Origin of the sequence: Streptomyces sp. 1222.5 (assembly GCF_900105245.1) — a bacterium.
Taxonomy (GTDB): domain Bacteria; phylum Actinomycetota; class Actinomycetes; order Streptomycetales; family Streptomycetaceae; genus Streptomyces; species Streptomyces albidocamelliae.
Genome location: NZ_FNSZ01000001.1, coordinates 4837428 through 4853735, shown reverse-complemented (window position 1 = coordinate 4853735; position 16308 = coordinate 4837428). Strand labels below are relative to the sequence as shown.

At 71.2% G+C, this 16308-nt stretch carries 16 protein-coding genes; 4 read left to right on the top strand and 12 right to left on the bottom strand.

Features of this window, described 5'->3' with window-relative positions:
* The first annotated feature begins 15 nt into the window (after positions 1 to 15).
* The gene (locus BLW57_RS21810; RefSeq protein ID WP_093476699.1) at positions 16 to 615 is read left to right on the top strand and encodes a TetR/AcrR family transcriptional regulator; all 600 of its coding nucleotides are present in this window, start codon (positions 16 to 18) and stop codon (positions 613 to 615) included.
* Position 616: 1 nt separating this feature from the next.
* On the opposite strand, the gene BLW57_RS21805 is transcribed toward BLW57_RS21810, so the two are convergent.
* A complete protein-coding gene (locus tag BLW57_RS21805) occupies positions 617 to 1168 on the bottom strand; it encodes a M23 family metallopeptidase (protein ID WP_093476697.1) in 552 nt (183 codons plus the stop codon).
* 569 nt (positions 1169 to 1737) lie between these two features.
* Here BLW57_RS21805 and BLW57_RS21800 point away from each other — a divergent pair.
* Complete coding sequence (locus BLW57_RS21800) at positions 1738 to 2352, top strand: HAD family acid phosphatase (protein WP_093476696.1); 615 nt, start codon at positions 1738 to 1740, stop codon at positions 2350 to 2352.
* A 98-nt stretch (positions 2353 to 2450) separates the two neighbouring features.
* Here the strand turns inward: BLW57_RS21800 and BLW57_RS21795 are convergent, their stop codons facing one another.
* Complete coding sequence (locus tag BLW57_RS21795) at positions 2451 to 4976, bottom strand: ATP-dependent Clp protease ATP-binding subunit (RefSeq protein WP_093476694.1); 2526 nt, start codon at positions 4974 to 4976, stop codon at positions 2451 to 2453.
* A 430-nt stretch (positions 4977 to 5406) separates the two neighbouring features.
* Between BLW57_RS21795 and BLW57_RS21785 the strand changes: the two genes are divergently transcribed.
* On the top strand, positions 5407 to 6057 hold the full coding sequence (locus BLW57_RS21785) for an SCO3374 family protein (RefSeq protein ID WP_371127803.1): 651 nt from the start codon (positions 5407 to 5409) through the stop codon (positions 6055 to 6057).
* 23 nt (positions 6058 to 6080) lie between these two features.
* Here the strand turns inward: BLW57_RS21785 and BLW57_RS21780 are convergent, their stop codons facing one another.
* The 10 genes from BLW57_RS21780 to BLW57_RS21735 form a co-directional block, all read right to left on the bottom strand.
* A complete protein-coding gene (locus tag BLW57_RS21780) occupies positions 6081 to 6416 on the bottom strand; it encodes a histone-like nucleoid-structuring protein Lsr2 (protein WP_073901057.1) in 336 nt (111 codons plus the stop codon).
* A gap of 205 nt (positions 6417 to 6621) precedes the next feature.
* Complete coding sequence (locus BLW57_RS21775) at positions 6622 to 7155, bottom strand: amino-acid N-acetyltransferase (RefSeq protein ID WP_093476691.1); 534 nt, start codon at positions 7153 to 7155, stop codon at positions 6622 to 6624.
* Positions 7156 to 7164: 9 nt separating this feature from the next.
* Positions 7165 to 7563 carry a BlaI/MecI/CopY family transcriptional regulator gene (locus tag BLW57_RS21770; protein ID WP_093476689.1) on the bottom strand — a complete coding sequence of 133 codons (399 nt, stop codon included), beginning with the start codon at positions 7561 to 7563 and terminating at the stop codon, positions 7165 to 7167.
* A gap of 199 nt (positions 7564 to 7762) precedes the next feature.
* Complete coding sequence (locus tag BLW57_RS21765; protein ID WP_073901063.1) at positions 7763 to 7945, bottom strand: hypothetical protein; 183 nt, start codon at positions 7943 to 7945, stop codon at positions 7763 to 7765.
* A gap of 651 nt (positions 7946 to 8596) precedes the next feature.
* Positions 8597 to 9271, bottom strand: coding sequence for a hypothetical protein (locus tag BLW57_RS21760; protein WP_093476688.1), 675 nt, complete (start codon positions 9269 to 9271; stop codon positions 8597 to 8599).
* Positions 9272 to 9426: 155 nt separating this feature from the next.
* Positions 9427 to 10224: a type III pantothenate kinase gene (locus BLW57_RS21755; protein WP_093476686.1), complete on the bottom strand. Its 798-nt coding sequence runs from the start codon at positions 10222 to 10224 to the stop codon at positions 9427 to 9429.
* A 4-nt stretch (positions 10225 to 10228) separates the two neighbouring features.
* Positions 10229 to 11206 (bottom strand): carboxylating nicotinate-nucleotide diphosphorylase, encoded by a 978-nt coding sequence (gene nadC, locus BLW57_RS21750; protein WP_093476685.1) that lies wholly within the window; start codon positions 11204 to 11206, stop codon positions 10229 to 10231.
* 5 nt (positions 11207 to 11211) lie between these two features.
* The gene (locus tag BLW57_RS21745; protein WP_093476683.1) at positions 11212 to 12933 is read right to left on the bottom strand and encodes an L-aspartate oxidase; all 1722 of its coding nucleotides are present in this window, start codon (positions 12931 to 12933) and stop codon (positions 11212 to 11214) included.
* On the bottom strand, positions 12930 to 13931 hold the full coding sequence (gene panC, locus BLW57_RS21740) for a pantoate--beta-alanine ligase (protein ID WP_093476682.1): 1002 nt from the start codon (positions 13929 to 13931) through the stop codon (positions 12930 to 12932). The genes BLW57_RS21745 and panC overlap by 4 nt, the downstream gene beginning before the upstream one ends.
* A complete protein-coding gene (locus BLW57_RS21735) occupies positions 13928 to 14884 on the bottom strand; it encodes a Rossmann-like and DUF2520 domain-containing protein (protein ID WP_093476680.1) in 957 nt (318 codons plus the stop codon). The genes panC and BLW57_RS21735 overlap by 4 nt, the downstream gene beginning before the upstream one ends.
* Before the next feature lie 217 nt (positions 14885 to 15101).
* Between BLW57_RS21735 and BLW57_RS21730 the strand changes: the two genes are divergently transcribed.
* Complete coding sequence (locus BLW57_RS21730; RefSeq protein ID WP_093476679.1) at positions 15102 to 16283, top strand: threonine aldolase family protein; 1182 nt, start codon at positions 15102 to 15104, stop codon at positions 16281 to 16283.
* The last annotated feature ends 25 nt before the right edge of the window (positions 16284 to 16308 follow it).

Below are 16308 nucleotides of genomic sequence, written 5' to 3'. Positions count from 1 at the left end.
GCGAGGAGTACGAGGATGGGCGGCACCATGGACGGCACCAAGCAGCAGCGCCGCGGAAACACCCGCCAGCGCATCCAGGACGTCGCACTCGAGCTCTTCGCCGAGCAGGGGTACGAGAAGACCTCCCTGCGCGAGATCGCCGAGCGCCTCGACGTCTCGAAGGCGGCTCTGTACTACCACTTCAAGACGAAGGAAGAGATCATCGTCAGCCTCTTCGAGGACCTGACGAAGCCGATCCTGGACCTGATCGAGTGGGGCAGACGGCAGCCGCACACGCTGGCGACCAAGCAGGAGATCATCCGCCGCTACAGCCAGGCACTCGCGGGGGCGGAACCGCTCTTCCGCTTCATGCAGGAGAACCAGGCGACGGTACGGGAACTGCGCATCGGCGACACCTTCAAGGACCGGATGCGCGGCCTGCGGGACATCCTGATCGACCCCGAGGCCGAACTCGTGGACCAGGTGCGGTCCATCAGCGCGATGTTCACGCTGCACGCCGGGATGTTCGTGATGCAGGACCTCGAAGGCGACTCCGAGAAAAAGCGCGAGGCCGTTCTCGAAGTCGCCCTGGACCTCGTCACGCAGGCGCACGAGCGCGCCCACGGCAAGGGTTAGATCAGACCTTCACGCCCTGGGCGCGCAGGAAGGAGACCGGGTCGACGGCCGAGCCGTAGTTCGGGGTCTTGCGGATCTCGAAGTGCAGGTGCGGACCGGTCGAGTTGCCGGTGGAGCCGGACAGGGCGATGTGCTGGCCGGTCTTCACGATCTGCCCGACCTTGACGTCGATCCGGGACAGGTGGGCGTACTGCGAGTACGTGCCGTTTCCGTGCTTGATGACGACGGCGTTGCCGTACGCGGGGCCGTCACCGGCGCCGTTGGGGCCGGCCTTGACGACGGTGCCGCCGTGCGCGGCGATGACCTCGGTGCCGGTCGGCACGGCGAAGTCCTGGCCACTGTGCTTGGCGACCCAGTGGCTGCCCGCCTGCATGAAGCTGGCCGAGAGCGTGTACTTCTTCACCGGGTCCACCCAGGAGGCGGCGGACGGCGCGGCGGCGCTCGCGACCCCGGCCCCCAGGACGGCCGTGGCGCCGATGCCGGCAGCCACGACGGCCACGCGGTTGCGGAGCGAGGACGTACGGGAAGAACGGGACGTGACGCGCTGGAACATACGAAACCTCGTGGGCTCGGGGACGGAACGACCATCCGGCGTACTGACTTTCGCCGGTGGGGCCATTCATTGGTAACCCGACTTCCCATGCCGCCACAAAGCCCCGTCCTACGGCACTCTGTAGTAGATGTCGGCCAATTCGCCTAGTTCTTGACATACCCGACATGTTCCGCCACCCGGGTGAACTGCCCGTTTCCCGCTCAGTCTCTTTATTGTGTCCGCTTTGCCCTATTACGTATGACACTATCCGTCTTAGTACGGGGTATTTACCCTGTGTGCCATGTCACCGGCCGGCCGGGCGCAGGACTGGTGAATGTGACCTGGGCCTCTCGGCGTCCAACCGGTGAATGTGACCTGGGCCTCTCGAATGCATCCGGACAAACGTGACCCAGGTCGCATGAATCCGCTGGAAAGGTGACCCAGGACTCCGCGATTCCCACGAAGAAAAGTGCCGCAGACCCCTAGGCGCCTACCCATCGGTAACCTTACGGTTCCTCTCGCGCCACCCTCACCTCAGATCATGCCCCTGACATTCAGGCACGTGTACGGACGTGAGAGGACCCCCACCGATGACCAGACGCCCCTGGGCGCGCCGCATATCCGTGACCACCGTCTCCGTGGCCGCCCTGGCCGCGATGGCCGCCCCGGCCGAGGCCGCGACCACGAGCAGCACCGCCGGCGCTGCCGCCAAGGTCGACTACGCGACCTGGCAGCAGGACTGCCAGACCGTCATGAACGACGCCCTGCCCTACCTGAAGCAGCGCATCGCCGCCGCGAAGCCCGGCGAGAAGCAGGCGATCGTCTTCGACATCGACAACACCACGCTGGAGACCGACTTCGGCTTCAGCTTCCCGCAGCCGGCCAACAAGCCGGTGCTGAACGTCGCCCGCTACGCCCAGGAGCACGGCGTCAAGCTGTTCTTCGTGACCGCCCGGCCGGGCATCGTCTACTGGCCCACCGAGTACAACCTCGAACACGACGGCTACGACGTCTCCGGGCTCTACGTGCGCGGTCTCCTCGACCTCTTCAAGGACGTCGCCGCCTACAAGACCGCCCAGCGCGTCGGCATCGAGAACCAGGGCTACACGATCATCGCGAACATCGGCAACAGCGCCACCGACCTCTCGGGCGGCCACGCCGAGAAGACGTACAAACTGCCCGACTACAACGGCCAGTTGTCGTAGAACGGCACTTCTGAGGCAGCCATAGGGCGGCGTGTCACCCGGGCATGCGAAAGGGGCCGGTGCGAAAGCACCGGCCCCTTGGGGCATCGCCCGGACGCTTACGCGTCCTTGTTCAGGTTCGGACCGGCACCGCCGGCCGCCTGCTCGATCGGCGGGACGTCGGGCAGCGCCGACTTCTCCTCACCGCGGAAGGTGAAGGTCCGGGTATCGCCCTCGCCCTCGGTGTCCACGACCACGATGTGGCCGGGACGCAGCTCGCCGAAGAGGATCTTCTCGGAGAGCGTGTCCTCGACCTCGCGCTGGATCGTGCGGCGCAGCGGACGCGCACCCAGCACCGGGTCGTAGCCCTTCTTGGCCAGCAGCTCCTTGGCGGACTGGGAGAGCTCGATGCCCATGTCCCGGTCCTTCAGGCGCTCGTCCACCTTGCTGATCATCAGGTCGACGATCCGCAGGATGTCCTCCTGCGTCAGCTGCGGGAAGACGACCACGTCGTCGACACGGTTGAGGAACTCGGGGCGGAAGTGCTGCTTGAGCTCGTCCGACACCTTGTTCTTCATGCGCTCGTAGTTGGTCTTCGTGTCACCCGCGGCGGCGAAGCCGAGGTTGAAGCCCTTGGAGATGTCCCGGGTGCCGAGGTTGGTCGTCATGATGATGACCGTGTTCTTGAAGTCCACGACCCGGCCCTGGGAGTCGGTCAGGCGACCGTCCTCCAGGATCTGCAGCAGCGAGTTGAAGATGTCCGGGTGGGCCTTCTCGACCTCGTCGAAGAGGACGACGGAGAACGGCTTGCGGCGGACCTTCTCGGTCAGCTGACCGCCCTCTTCGTAGCCCACGTATCCGGGGGGCGAACCGAAGAGACGCGACACCGTGTGCTTCTCGCTGAACTCCGACATGTCGAGGGAGATCAACGCGTCCTCGTCACCGAAGAGGAACTCGGCGAGCGCCTTGGACAGCTCGGTCTTACCGACACCGGACGGGCCGGCGAAGATGAACGAGCCACCGGGGCGCTTCGGGTCCTTCAGACCGGCACGCGTACGGCGGATCGCCTTCGACAGCGCCTTGACGGCGTCGACCTGGCCGATGACCCGCTTGTGGAGCTCGTCCTCCATGCGCAGCAGGCGGGAGGACTCCTCCTCGGTCAGCTTGAAGACCGGGATGCCGGTGGCCGTCGCAAGGACCTCGGCGATCAGCTCGCCGTCGACCTCGGCGACGACGTCCATGTCGCCGGCCTTCCACTCCTTCTCCCGCTTGGCCTTGGCGGCCAGGAGCTGCTTCTCCTTGTCGCGCAGGGAGGCGGCCTTCTCGAAGTCCTGCGAGTCGATCGCGGACTCCTTGTCCCGGCGGACGGCGGCGATCTTCTCGTCGAACTCGCGGAGGTCCGGCGGCGCGGTCATCCGGCGGATGCGCATCCGGGAACCGGCCTCGTCGATCAGGTCGATCGCCTTGTCCGGCAGGAAGCGGTCCGAGATGTACCGGTCGGCCAGGGTGGCGGCCTGGACCAGCGCCTCGTCCGTGATGGAGACGCGGTGGTGCGCCTCGTACCGGTCGCGCAGACCCTTGAGGATCTCGATCGTGTGCGGCAGGGAGGGCTCGGCGACCTGGATGGGCTGGAAGCGGCGCTCGAGGGCCGCGTCCTTCTCCAGGTGCTTGCGGTACTCGTCCAGCGTGGTCGCACCGATGGTCTGCAGCTCACCGCGGGCCAGCATCGGCTTCAGGATGGAGGCCGCGTCGATGGCGCCCTCGGCGGCACCCGCACCGACCAGCGTGTGCAGCTCGTCGATGAACAGGATGATGTCGCCGCGGGTGCGGATCTCCTTGAGGACCTTCTTCAGGCGCTCCTCGAAGTCACCGCGGTAGCGGGAGCCGGCGACCAGGGCGCCGAGGTCCAGCGTGTAGAGGTGCTTGTCCTTGAGCGTCTCGGGCACCTCGCCCTTGACGATGGCCTGGGCGAGACCCTCGACGACGGCGGTCTTGCCGACGCCGGGCTCACCGATCAGCACCGGGTTGTTCTTGGTACGGCGGGACAGCACCTGCATGACCCGCTCGATCTCCTTCTCGCGCCCGATGACCGGGTCGAGCTTGGACTCACGAGCAGCCTGGGTGAGGTTCCGGCCGAACTGGTCCAGGACGAGGGAGGTCGAGGGGGTGCCCTCGGCCGGGCCGCCGGCGGTGGCCGTCTCCTTGCCCTGGTAACCGGAGAGCAGCTGGATGACCTGCTGCCGCACCCGGTTGAGGTCTGCGCCGAGCTTGACCAGGACCTGGGCGGCGACGCCCTCGCCCTCACGGATCAGGCCGAGCAGGATGTGCTCCGTGCCGATGTAGTTGTGGCCCAGCTGAAGGGCCTCGCGGAGCGACAGCTCCAGGACCTTCTTGGCACGGGGGGTGAAGGGGATGTGCCCGGACGGGGCCTGCTGGCCCTGGCCGATGATCTCCTCCACCTGCTGGCGGACCGCCTCAAGCGAAATGCCGAGGCTCTCCAGGGCCTTAGCGGCGACACCTTCGCCCTCGTGGATGAGACCCAGGAGGATGTGCTCGGTGCCGATGTAGTTGTGGTTGAGCATCCGGGCTTCTTCCTGAGCCAGGACGACAACCCGCCGCGCGCGGTCGGTGAACCTCTCGAACATCGTTAATCGCTCCTCAGAGCGGTCAGGCAGTGGGGGGAACTTCCCCTCCCTGTCCTTCCGCAGCTTAGTCCCGCAAGCGGGGACCGCTCATTCCAACTGCCGACACCGTCGATGGCCTCCTGACCCCGAACGCCGACATCTGCTCCAACCCGATGGTGCGAGACGATGTTCCCGCAGGCCAGGCAGTTACCCCAGTCGCCAGTACGCCGATGGCGAACGTGAGACGCCCCGACCTGCGTGTCGCCCCCTCCCACTAGGCATGTCTTACCCGCTGGGACTGACACTCCATGCCGCGCGCACCGGTTCCCTCCGCTATGGGCGAACAACCTTGCGCCTCCCCCGTGCCCCAGGCGCCCCCTTTGTCGACACTCCTCGCGCCCGGAAGGACACTCAGCGTAACCTGACGCCCGTTTCGGCGGTTGCATGTGGCATGGCTGGCTTGGCCCGCACGATCCATACGCTCCCCTTTCCCCGGGGGCCCCTCGACGGGGGGCCGGAACCGCTCCCGGCCCAGGTGTCCGAGCCGGCCGACCCGGGAACCCGGGCCCGGCTCTGGTACGAGAACGATCTGGGGTGGGCGACAGTGCCCGGGCGGCCGCTGCGGCTGCGCACCGGGGTGCGGTTCGACGTGCTGGACGTTCCGGCCGAGGCGGGCGCGGGCGCGCTCCGGCATCTCGCTCCGGACTCACCGGTGGCCCTGCGCGGGGACCGGATGGGGCTGCTGGTGGCCGCGGGCAGCGCCGAGGAGCTGCCGGGGCTGCTGGACTGGCTGGAGTGGAGCGCTGTCGCTCTCGACCTGCGAGCCCTGGGGGCGGGCGACTCGATGGCGGCCCCCCTGGCGCCGACCGCGCTCATGACCGCCCTGCGGGGTGGTTCCGTGCAGGGGGCCGCCGTGTGGCTGCGGCCCCCCGGGCCGGGGCGCGAAGTCGAGGCCTCGCTGCCGGCTCTGTCGGCCGTGGGGCGCGAGGGGAGCGCCCCCGATCTCGTACGACTGGTGGACACGGTGGCAGCGCAATGTCACCGGATCCGGCTGCGGCGCGCATGCGCCGGACCGCCCGCTCGCCGGCGAGGCCGGCCCTAGGCGTTCCCACGGGTCCCGCGGAATCAGCCGTTGGCCTTCTCGTAGGCCTCGCGGATGGACGCGGGAACACGGCCCCGGTCGTTGACCTCGAAACCGTTCTCCTTGGCCCAGGCGCGGATCGCCGCGGTGTCCTGGTTGCCACCGGAAGCGGCACGGGCCTTTCCGCGGCCTCCGGAAGCACGGCCACCGGTACGACGGCCACCCTTCACATACGGGTCGAGAAGGCCGCGCAGCTTGTCCGCATTGGCGGTCGTGAGGTCGATCTCGTAGGTCTTGCCGTCCAGCGCGAACGTCACGGTCTCGTCCGCCTCGCCGCCGTCGAGGTCGTCGACAAGAAGGACCTGAACCTTCTGTGCCACCGGATTTCCTTTCATCGATAACGTTCAGGGTCAGGGGGTTGTGCAGCGTCCGCCGTTTCGCCACCCCTGTTATATGCAGTACTGCAGTACGTCGGAAAGCAAACCGCTTTTGCCGGAAAAACACAAACCCCTGGGAGAGGACCAGTGGACTGCCGACGTCCGGAAACATGCGCGTTTCGGACATAGGCCACCGGGGCAATGACGATCACAGATGCAGAAGCATCCGGCTGTTGCCCAAGGTGTTCGGTTTCACTCGTTCGAGACCGAGGAACTCCGCGACGCCCTCGTCATAGGAACGCAACAGCTCCGCGTACACATCGGTGTCGACCGGTGTCTCGCCGATCTCGACGAAGCCGTGCTTCCCGAAGAAGTCGACTTCGAAGGTCAGGCAGAAAACCCGGCGAACGCCGAGCCAGCGGGCGGTCTCCACCAACTTCTGCAGCAACCGGTGGCCGACGCCGGCGCCCTTGAGGCCGGGCTTCACGGCCAGAGTGCGGACTTCCGCCAGGTCCTCCCACATGACGTGCAGCGCCCCGCAGCCGACCACCTCGGCGTTGTCGTCGCGTTCCGCGACCCAGAACTCCTGGATGTCCTCGTAAAGGGTGACCGTGGCTTTGTCGAGCAGGATGCGACCGCGGACGTAGGCGTCGAGGAGGTCGCGTACGGCCGGGACATCGCTGGTCCTGGCCCGCCGGACGGTGATGGCTTTTGCGGAGACTTCGGGACGCTCTGCGGACATGAGCGGACGCTATCGCCCGGTGCCGTCCTCGGCCGAGCCGGGGTTCTCCTCTTGCCTCGCTTCGGGCGCTTCCTGGGTTTCTTCCGGCCCCTGGACGATCCGTACGGCGTCCCTGAGGGCGTGGCGCTGTTCCTCGCTCATCATCCCGAAGAAGGCGACGAGAGCGGCCGCCGGGTTGTCGCTCTGCGACCACGCGTCGTTCATCAGGGCGGCGGCGTACGCGGCCCGCGTGGAGACGGCCTCATATCGATAGGCCCGCCCTTCGGCCTCGCGGCGCACCCAGCCCTTCTGATGGAGATTGTCCAAAACGGTCATGACGGTGGTGTACGCGATGGAGCGTTCCTGCTGGAGGTCTTCAAGGACTTCTCGAACGGTCACCGGGCGGTTCCACTTCCACACCCGCGTCATGACCGCGTCTTCGAGTTCTCCCAATGGGCGAGGCACGCTCAGAACAATAGTGGGAGATCCCGGCAATGGCGTGCCGGACGTGCACCAATCCGACGAAAGGGAACAAAAAGGGCGCACGACTCGATGGGCGCCGGCCGTGCCGAGGGCACGGCCGCATGGAGTCGTATGCCGGTGAAGGGCGCCCGCCGGGCGCCGTCGCTCAGGCCCCGCCGCTGCCCGCGGGGGTCTGGCGCGCACCCTCCGCGCGCGCGAGCGCGGCGTCGACGGCCGCGTCCTCCTTGGCCTTGGCGGCCCCGCCCTGGGTCTTCACGATCACCCTGACCACACCGATGAAGAAGGCGGCCATGACGATGGGGGGCACGAGCGCGGAGACGTAGTCCATGCGACCAGGGTAGCCACGCGGGACGGCACGAAAGGGGCGGGGTACGCGAACCACCCCTCGGCGCGCCGCGGCCACGCGCGCGCGGCCGCGCGGAGGAGGGCTCCTCCGCCCGGGGCGCGGGGCGGCCGGCCGGAGGACGCCAGGACGCCACCTCCGCCGCAGGGTGCCGGCTGCCGCTCGGGGGACGCGCGCCCGATGGGGCGTACACCTCTTGATGCGCCGAAGCCACCCGCCCCCGCCGCCGGTGCCCAGGACGAGAAGCCCTCTGGCCGGGGCGAACGACGGCGGCGCCCGGAGTTGCCGGTCGGATGCCGGCTCTCGGCGGAACCCCGAGGAAGGCCCGGCCCGCGCCGCGTGCGGGTTCGGGGCGCCCGAGGGGGTGCCGGCGTGGCGTAACCACCCGCACCCGGCCCCGGTGGCACGGGGAGGAACTGCCCGGCCGAGGGGTCCGGGGCGGCCGGTCAGCGGACGCCGAGCCCCCATCACCGCCGTCGGGTGACGGCTGCCGGGTGGGGTGGGCTCGCGGGCCCGCTGAAAGGGGCGCGTGGAAGCCGACCGCATCCGGTGCCGGTGGCGCAGGTGGGGCGTTGTCCGGCCCCCCTCCCGGACCTCCGGGACGGGCGCCACCCGCGCGTCCCGACCGGCGGTGGGTCAGCCGGCTGCCAGGTGGTCGTCGGCGGTCGTGCCCGACGGTGGGGTCGGCTTGCGGCGGGGGAAGACCTCGCCCGGGGTCGGGATGGGCCGCTTCGGGGCGGCCGGTTCCCCGGCGGGCCGCTCGCCGGGCGCCGGCGCCGGCTTGGGCGCGGGCTTCGGCTCCTGAGCGGGCTCCGCGGGACGTTCCTCGCCCTGCCGGACGACGGAGACCCCAGGGGCCCCGTACTCTCCCCCACCGCCCGCGAGGGCCAGCAGACGGGTACGTGCGGCCGGCACTGCCGGTGCGGGCACCTTGCGCGGGCCCTGGGCGAACCGGGCCCGTACGTCCCGCTCGGCCAGGGCCCGGCAGCGGTCCAGCAGGGCGGCCGCCGCGGGGTTCCCGCGCAGCGCCCGCAGCGCGGCGAGGTCGTCCGGTGTCGGCCGGTGCCCGGCGCCCAGCGCCTCCTCCAGGAGGGCGAGATAGCCGGAGACCGCGCCCGGCAGGGCGGCGCGGTACCGGTCGAGGTCGGCCACCAGGAAGGCGCGCAGTCTGACGCCCTCGCGCGTCGCCTCGTCGAGGGACTCGGCGAGGCGGAAGCAGTCCTGGACGTCCTCGGCGGACGCCTGGCCGGGGTGAAGGGCGAGGGCGAGGGCGCGACGGAGCACACGCAGCTCCTCCACGCCGAACGCCATGCCGCCGCGGGATCCGTATGGCGTGGGCATGCGGCGACGCTATCGCTAATCGGACAAAAGTTACGGATCGGGATGTTGTGTCGAGGCGTGTCGTCCGTGCTTTCCCCCGGCCGGGGCCACCCCGCGCATCGGCGCCCCGGGGGGCGCCGGTCATGTCACAGCCGCGAGACGTTCCGCTCGTACACCAGGCGCAGGCCGATCAGCGTCAGCCACGGCTGGTGCTCGTCGATCACGGAGGACTCGCCCAGCACCATCGGCGCGAGGCCGCCCGTGGCGATCACGGTGACGTCGTCCGGGTCGTCGGCCAGCTCGCGCGCCATCCGGCTGACGACCCCGTCGACCTGTCCGGCGAAGCCGTACACGATGCCCGCCTGCATGGCCTCGACGGTGTTCTTGCCGATCACGCTGCGCGGCCGGGCCACCTCGATCTTCCGCAGCTGCGCGCCCTTCACGCCGAGCGCGTCCACGGAGATCTCGATGCCGGGCGCGATGACGCCGCCGACGTACTCCCCGCGCGCGGAGACCGCGTCGAACGTGGTCGCCGTACCGAAGTCGACGACGATCGCCGGGCCGCCGTACAGCTCGACGGCCGCGACCGCGTTGATGATCCGGTCGGCGCCGACCTCCTTGGGGTTGTCGGTGAGGATCGGCACGCCCGTCTTCACCCCCGGCTCCACGAGGACGGCGGGCACGTCGCCGTAGTAGCGCCGGGTGACCTCGCGCAGCTCGTGCAGCACCGACGGGACGGTCGCGCAGATCGCGATGCCGTCGATGCCGTCGCCCAGCTCGTCGCCGAGCAGCGGGTGCATGCCCATCAGGCCCTGGAGGAGGACCGCCAGTTCGTCGGCGGTACGACGCGCGTCCGTGGAGATCCGCCAGTGCTCGACGATGTCCTCGCCGTCGAACAGACCGAGGACGGTGTGGGTGTTGCCGACGTCGATCGTGAGCAGCATGGCGTTACTCCGCCTCGCGCAGGTCCAGGCCGATGTCCAGGATCGGCGAGGAGTGGGTGAGGGCGCCGACGGCCAGGAAGTCCACGCCGGTGTCGGCGTACGCGCGCGCGGTGGCGAGCGTGAGCCGTCCGGACGCCTCCAGCAGTGCCCGGCCGTCGACGATGCCGACGGCCTCCGCGCACTCGCCGGGCGTGAAGTTGTCCAGCAGGATCAGGTCGGCGCCCGCCTCCACGACCTCGCGCAGCTGGTGCAGGGTGTCGACCTCGACCTCGATCGGGACCTCCGGGAAGGCCTCCCGTACGGCCTTGAAGGCCTGCGCGACGCCGCCGGCGGCGACCACGTGGTTGTCCTTCACCAGCGCGGCGTCGGAGAGCGACATGCGGTGGTTGACGCCGCCGCCGCAGCGCACCGCGAACTTCTCCAGCGAGCGCAGGCCCGGCGTCGTCTTCCGGGTGTCGCGCACCCGCGTCCCGGTGTCCTCCAGCGCGTCCGCCCACGCGCGCGTGGCGGTCGCGATGCCGGACAGGCGGCACAGGATGTTCAGCGCACTGCGCTCGGCGGTGAGCAGGTCACGCGTGCGCGTGGTGACCGACAGCAGCTTCTGCCCGGCCTCGATCCGGTCGCCGTCCTCGACGTGCCGCTCGACCTCGAACTCGTCCGTGCACACCACGGAGAGCACGGCCTCGGCGACCCGCAGGCCGGCCACGACGCCCGCCTCGCGCGCGGTGAAGTCGGCGGTGGCCACCGCGTCCTCGGGGATGGTCGACACGGTCGTCACGTCGACGCCGCCGGCCAGGTCCTCCTGGATGGCGACGTTGGCGACGTCCTCGACCTCGATCGGGTCGAGCCCCGCAGCGGCCAGCAGCTCGGCGAGCGCGGGGTCGAGCCCGCACTCCAGGTACTCCTCGTCACCCTCCGCCCCGCAGGCGCAGCCGTCGCCGCAGCCGCCGGTCGGGGCGAGGGGAAGGTCGTCGGTGCTCACGTCTGTCACTGCTCCTGGGGGCGCTGGTCGGTCCGGGTAGGGGGGAAGTCTGCGGTGTCGGTGGTGCGTACGGCCATCGACCGGTCCGGGTTGAGCCGTACGACGATGTGGCGGCGCCAGCGGGTGTCGTCGCGCCCGGCGCGGTCCTCGCGCCAGTGGCAGCCGCGGGTCTCCTCGCGGAGCCGGGCGGCGGCGACCAGGACCCGGCCCACGCACAGGAGGTTGGTGGCCTCCCAGGTGTCGACGCCGGGCTCGGCGGTCTTGCCGTTCTCGTCGAGCGCGTCGCGGGCCTCGCTGTGCAGCCGCTGGAGCTGGTCAGCGGCCCTGGCCAGGGACTCCTCGGAGCGCAGCACGCCGGCGCCCTCGGTCATGATCCGCTGGATGGCGAACCGGGCCTCGGGGGCCAGCAGCGGGTGCGCGGGCCGCTCCGGGTCCGGTACGGGCTCCGGCACGCGCACGTCAAGGCCGTTCTCCGCGTGGGAGGCGGCGATGTCCGCGGCGATGCGCTCGGCGTAGACGAGCCCTTCGAGGAGCGAGTTGGAGGCGAGCCGGTTCGCGCCGTGCACGCCGGTGCACGCGACCTCCCCGCACGCGTACAGCCCGGGGACGGTCGTGCGGCCCCGCGCGTCGGTGCGCACGCCTCCGGAGGCGTAGTGGGCGGCCGGGGCGATCGGGATGGGCTCGGTGACCGGGTCGATGCCGTTGGCGCGGCAGGCGGCCAGGATGGTCGGGAAACGGTGCTCCCACATGTCGGCGCCGAAGTGCCGGGCGTCGAGGAACATGTGCTCGGCGTCCTGCTCCTGCATGCGCCGCATGATGCCCTTGGCGACGATGTCCCGGGGCGCCAGCTCGGCCAGCTCGTGCTGCCCGGTCATGAAGCGCACGCCGTCGCCGTCGACCAGGTGGGCGCCCTCGCCGCGCACCGCCTCGGAGACGAGCGGCTGCTGTCCCTCGGCGTCCGTGCCGAGGAACAGCACGGTCGGGTGGAACTGCACGAACTCCAGGTCGCTGACCTCCGCGCCGGCGCGCAGCGCCAGCGCCACACCGTCACCGGTCGACACGGACGGGTTGGTGGTCGCGGAGAACACCTGGCCCATGCCGCCGGTCGCGAGGACCACCGCGGGGGCGTGCACGGCGCCCACGCCGTCGTGCTGGCCCTCGCCCATCACGTGCAGCGTGACACCGGCCGTGCGGCCCTCGGCGTCGGTGAGGAGGTCCAGTACGAGCGCGTTCTCGATGGTGCGCAGTCCGCGCGCGCGTACGGCCTCGACGAGTGCGCGGGAGATCTCGGCGCCGGTCGCGTCGCCGCCCGCGTGCGCGATCCGGCGGCGGTGGTGGCCGCCCTCGCGGGTGAGTTCGAGCCGGCCCTCGGAGGACTCGTCGAAGTGGGCGCCGGTGTCGATGAGCCGCCGTACCGCGTCGGGGCCCTCGGTGACGAGGATCCTCACGGCCTCCTCGTCGCACAGGCCCGCGCCCGCCACGAGGGTGTCCTCCAGATGCTGTTCGGGGGTGTCGCCCTCGCCGAGGGCGGCGGCGATGCCGCCCTGCGCCCAGCGTGTGGAGCCGTCGTCCAGGCGGGCCTTGGTCACCACGACCGTGGTGAGTCCGGCGGCTTCGCAGCGCAGCGCCGCGGTCAGGCCTGCCACCCCGGAGCCGACGACGACCACGTCCGCGGAGATGGCCCACCCGGGTGCGGGTGCGTGCAGTCGTATGCCTGTGCTGGTCACGAGGCGGCTCCGAGGGATCCGAAGGTGAGGGGGAGGTTGTCGATCAGCCGGGTCGAGCCGACCCGGGCGGCGACGGCGAGCACGGCCTCTCCGGTGAAGCCGTCGTCGATGTCGGTGAAGTCGGAGGGGTCGACCAGGGCGAGGTAGTCCAGCTTGAGCGGCGGGTCGAAGCGGACGGCCTCGTCCAGGACCTGGCGGGCGGCGGCGCGGACGGCCGCGGGGCCGCCGGGCGCGGCGGTGGCCACCGCGTGCGCGTCTGCGGCCGCCCGGGACTCCCCTATGGCGCTCAGCGCCTCGGCACGCGCGTGCGTGGAGGGCACTTCCCTGGCACGCGCGCGCAGGGCCTCCTGGGCGGCGTGCCGGTCGCGGCCCGCGAAGAGCGCGCGGGACAGCGCGAGCGCGGTGAGGCGCTCGTCGGGTGAGAGGTAGCGGTTGCGGCTGGACAGGGCGAGCCCGTCCTCCTCGCGCACGGTCGGCACGCCGAGGATCTCCACGCCGAAGTTCAGGTCCCGCACCATGCGCCGGATCAGGGCCAGCTGCTGGGCGTCCTTCTGCCCGTAGAGGGCCACGTCGGGGCGGGTGAGGTGCAGCAGCTTGGCGACGACGGTGAGCATGCCGTCGAAGTGGCCGGGCCGCGAGGCGCCCTCCAGCCGTTCGCCCATGGGGCCCGCGGAGACGCGCACCTGGGGTTCGCCGCCGGGGTAGACCTCGTCCGCGGACGGCGCGAACACGGCGTCGGCGCCCGCCTGTTCGGCGAGCTTCAGGTCGGCGTCGAGGGTGCGCGGATAGCGGTCCAGGTCCTCGCCCGCGCCGAACTGCAGCGGGTTGACGAACACCGTGACGACGACCTCGCCGTCCGGCCCGGCGATCTCCCGCGCGGTGCGGATCAGGGTGGCGTGACCCTCGTGGAGGGCGCCCATGGTCATCACGACGGCCCGGCGCCCACGGCGCACGCGCGCGTGCAGTTCGTCGGCGGTGCTGAGCAGGACGGTGGTCATCGGTCGTTCCCCTCGGTGCCGTCGGTGCCGTCGGTGCCGTTCGTGCCGCCGCTGCCGTGGGCGAGCACCCCGAGCAGGTCCTCGGCGAGTTCCGGCTTCAGCAGCCCGTGCGCGAGCGCGCGGTCGGCGGTCGCGCGGGCCATCGCCAGATAGCCCGCCACGGCCTGCGGGGCGTGCTTGCGCAGCTCCGTGACGTGCGCGGCGACCGTGCCGGCGTCCCCGCGCGCGACCGGCCCGGTGAGAGCCGCGTCCCCCGAGCGCAGGGCGTTGTCCAGGGCGGCGCCGAGCAGCGGGCCGAGCATCCGGTCGGGTGCCTCCACCCCGGCCGTGCGCAGCAGCTCCATGGACTGGGCCACCAGGGTGATCAGGTGGTTGGCGCCGAGGGCGAGGGCCGCGTGGTACAGCGGGCGGTTCTCCTCGCTGATCCATTCCGGTTCGCCGCCCATCTCGATGACCAGGGCCTCGGCGGCCAGGCGCAGCTCCTCGGGCGCGGTGACGCCGAAGGAGCAGCCGGCCAGGCGCTGCACGTCCACGGGGGTGCCGGTGAAGGTCATCGCCGGGTGCAGGGCCAGCGGCAGCGCGCCCGCGCGCAGGGCGGGGTCGAGAACCTGCGCGCCGTACCGGCCGGAGGTGTGCACCAGCAGTTGTCCCGGCCGTACGGCGCCGGTGTCGGCGAGCCCGGTGACCAGGCCGGGCAGGGCGTCGTCGGGGACGGTGAGCAGTACCAGGTCGGCGCGTCCGAGCACCTCGGCGGGCGGCACCAGGGGCACGCCCGGGAGCATCGTCTCGGCACGCCTGCGGGAGGCGTCGGATACCCCGGAGACGGCCACCGGGCGGTGCCCGGCGAGCTGGAGGGACGCGGCCAGCGCGGGGCCCACGCGTCCGGCGCCCACGACGCCTACGGTGAGCCGCGCGGGGCGGTCCTTGAGGTCTTGCTGGTGGACTGTACTCACGCGACGGCGGCCTTCCCGTTCCAGTCCGCTTCGGGTACCGGACGATGTACCGAACGATTTCTCGTCATGTTAACGCTATCGGGTGGGATGGCGGCCGGTTGTCCACAGGCTGTGGGTTTCTGCACACGCGTACGGCACCGCTCCCCCACGCGCGCGGTGCCGCACGGCCGGGGAAATCCGGCTGTGTGCCGGGCACCGGTCACGGCATGATCCGTACATGACTGAGACGGCGGCACAGGGCGGGGAACGGCGGACCGAGCAGTCCGAGCGGGAGCACAGGCGGGAGCGGCGCCTCACCGCGATCGCGAAGGCGGAGCGCGTGCTGTCGCGCCCCGGTGCCTACCGCACGGTCGGCGAGCGCCTGACGCACCTCCAGGAGGCGGCCGACGAGGTGTACGACACGGACCGGCTCGTGGATGTGTACGGCAACCGGATCGTGGCCGACCTGGAGGAGCGGGTCGCGGGCCTCCTCGGCACCGAGGCCGCCGCGTTCTTCCCGACCGGCACCATGGCCCAGCAGGTGGCGCTGCGCTGCTGGGCGGACCGCACCGGCAACCGCACGGTCGCCCTGCACGCCCTCGCCCACCCCGAGGTGCACGAACGGCAGGCCTTCAGCCGGGTCAGCGAGCTGCACCCGGTCCGGGTGACGAGCGAACCCCGGCTCCCCACGGCCGCCGAGGTCAGCGACTTCGAGGAGCCCTTCGGGACGCTGATGCTGGAGCTGCCGCTCCGGGACGCCGGTTACGTACTGCCCACCTGGGACGAGCTGACCGGTGTCGTCGAGGCGGCGCGGGAGCGCGACGCGGTGGTGCACTTCGACGGCGCGCGCCTGTGGGAGACCACGGTCCACTTCGGGCGCCCGCTGGCGGAGATCGCCGGGCTGGCGGACAGCGTCTACGTGTCGTTCTACAAGTCGCTCGACGGCTTCGGCGGCGCCGCGCTGGCCGGCCCGGCGAGCCTGGTGGAGGAGGCGAGGACCTGGCGGCACCGGTACGGCGGCATGGTCTTCCAGCAGTTCCCCACCGTCCTGTCGGCGCTCGTCGGCCTGGAGCGCGAGCTGCCCCGGCTGCCGGACTACGTCCGGCACGCGCGCGTGGTCGCCGGAGCGCTGCGGGACGGCTTCGCCGCGGCGGGCGTGCCGTGGGCGCGGGTACACCCCGGGGAGCCGCACACGCACGAGTTCCAGGTGTGGCTGCCGTACGACTCCGAGGTCCTGATGGAGGCGGCGCTGTGCCAGGCCGAGGAGACGGGGACGTACCTCTTCGGCGGCCACTGGGAGCCGGGCGGGCCGGGGCTGTCCCGCACGGAGGTGTCCGTGCGCTCCGAAGGCCTGGAGTGGAGTGCCGGGGACGTGCGCGCGGCCGTCGCCGACTTCGCGCGCCGGCTGCCCGGCGCGTAGCCCGCGCGCGGCGCACCGAACCGGG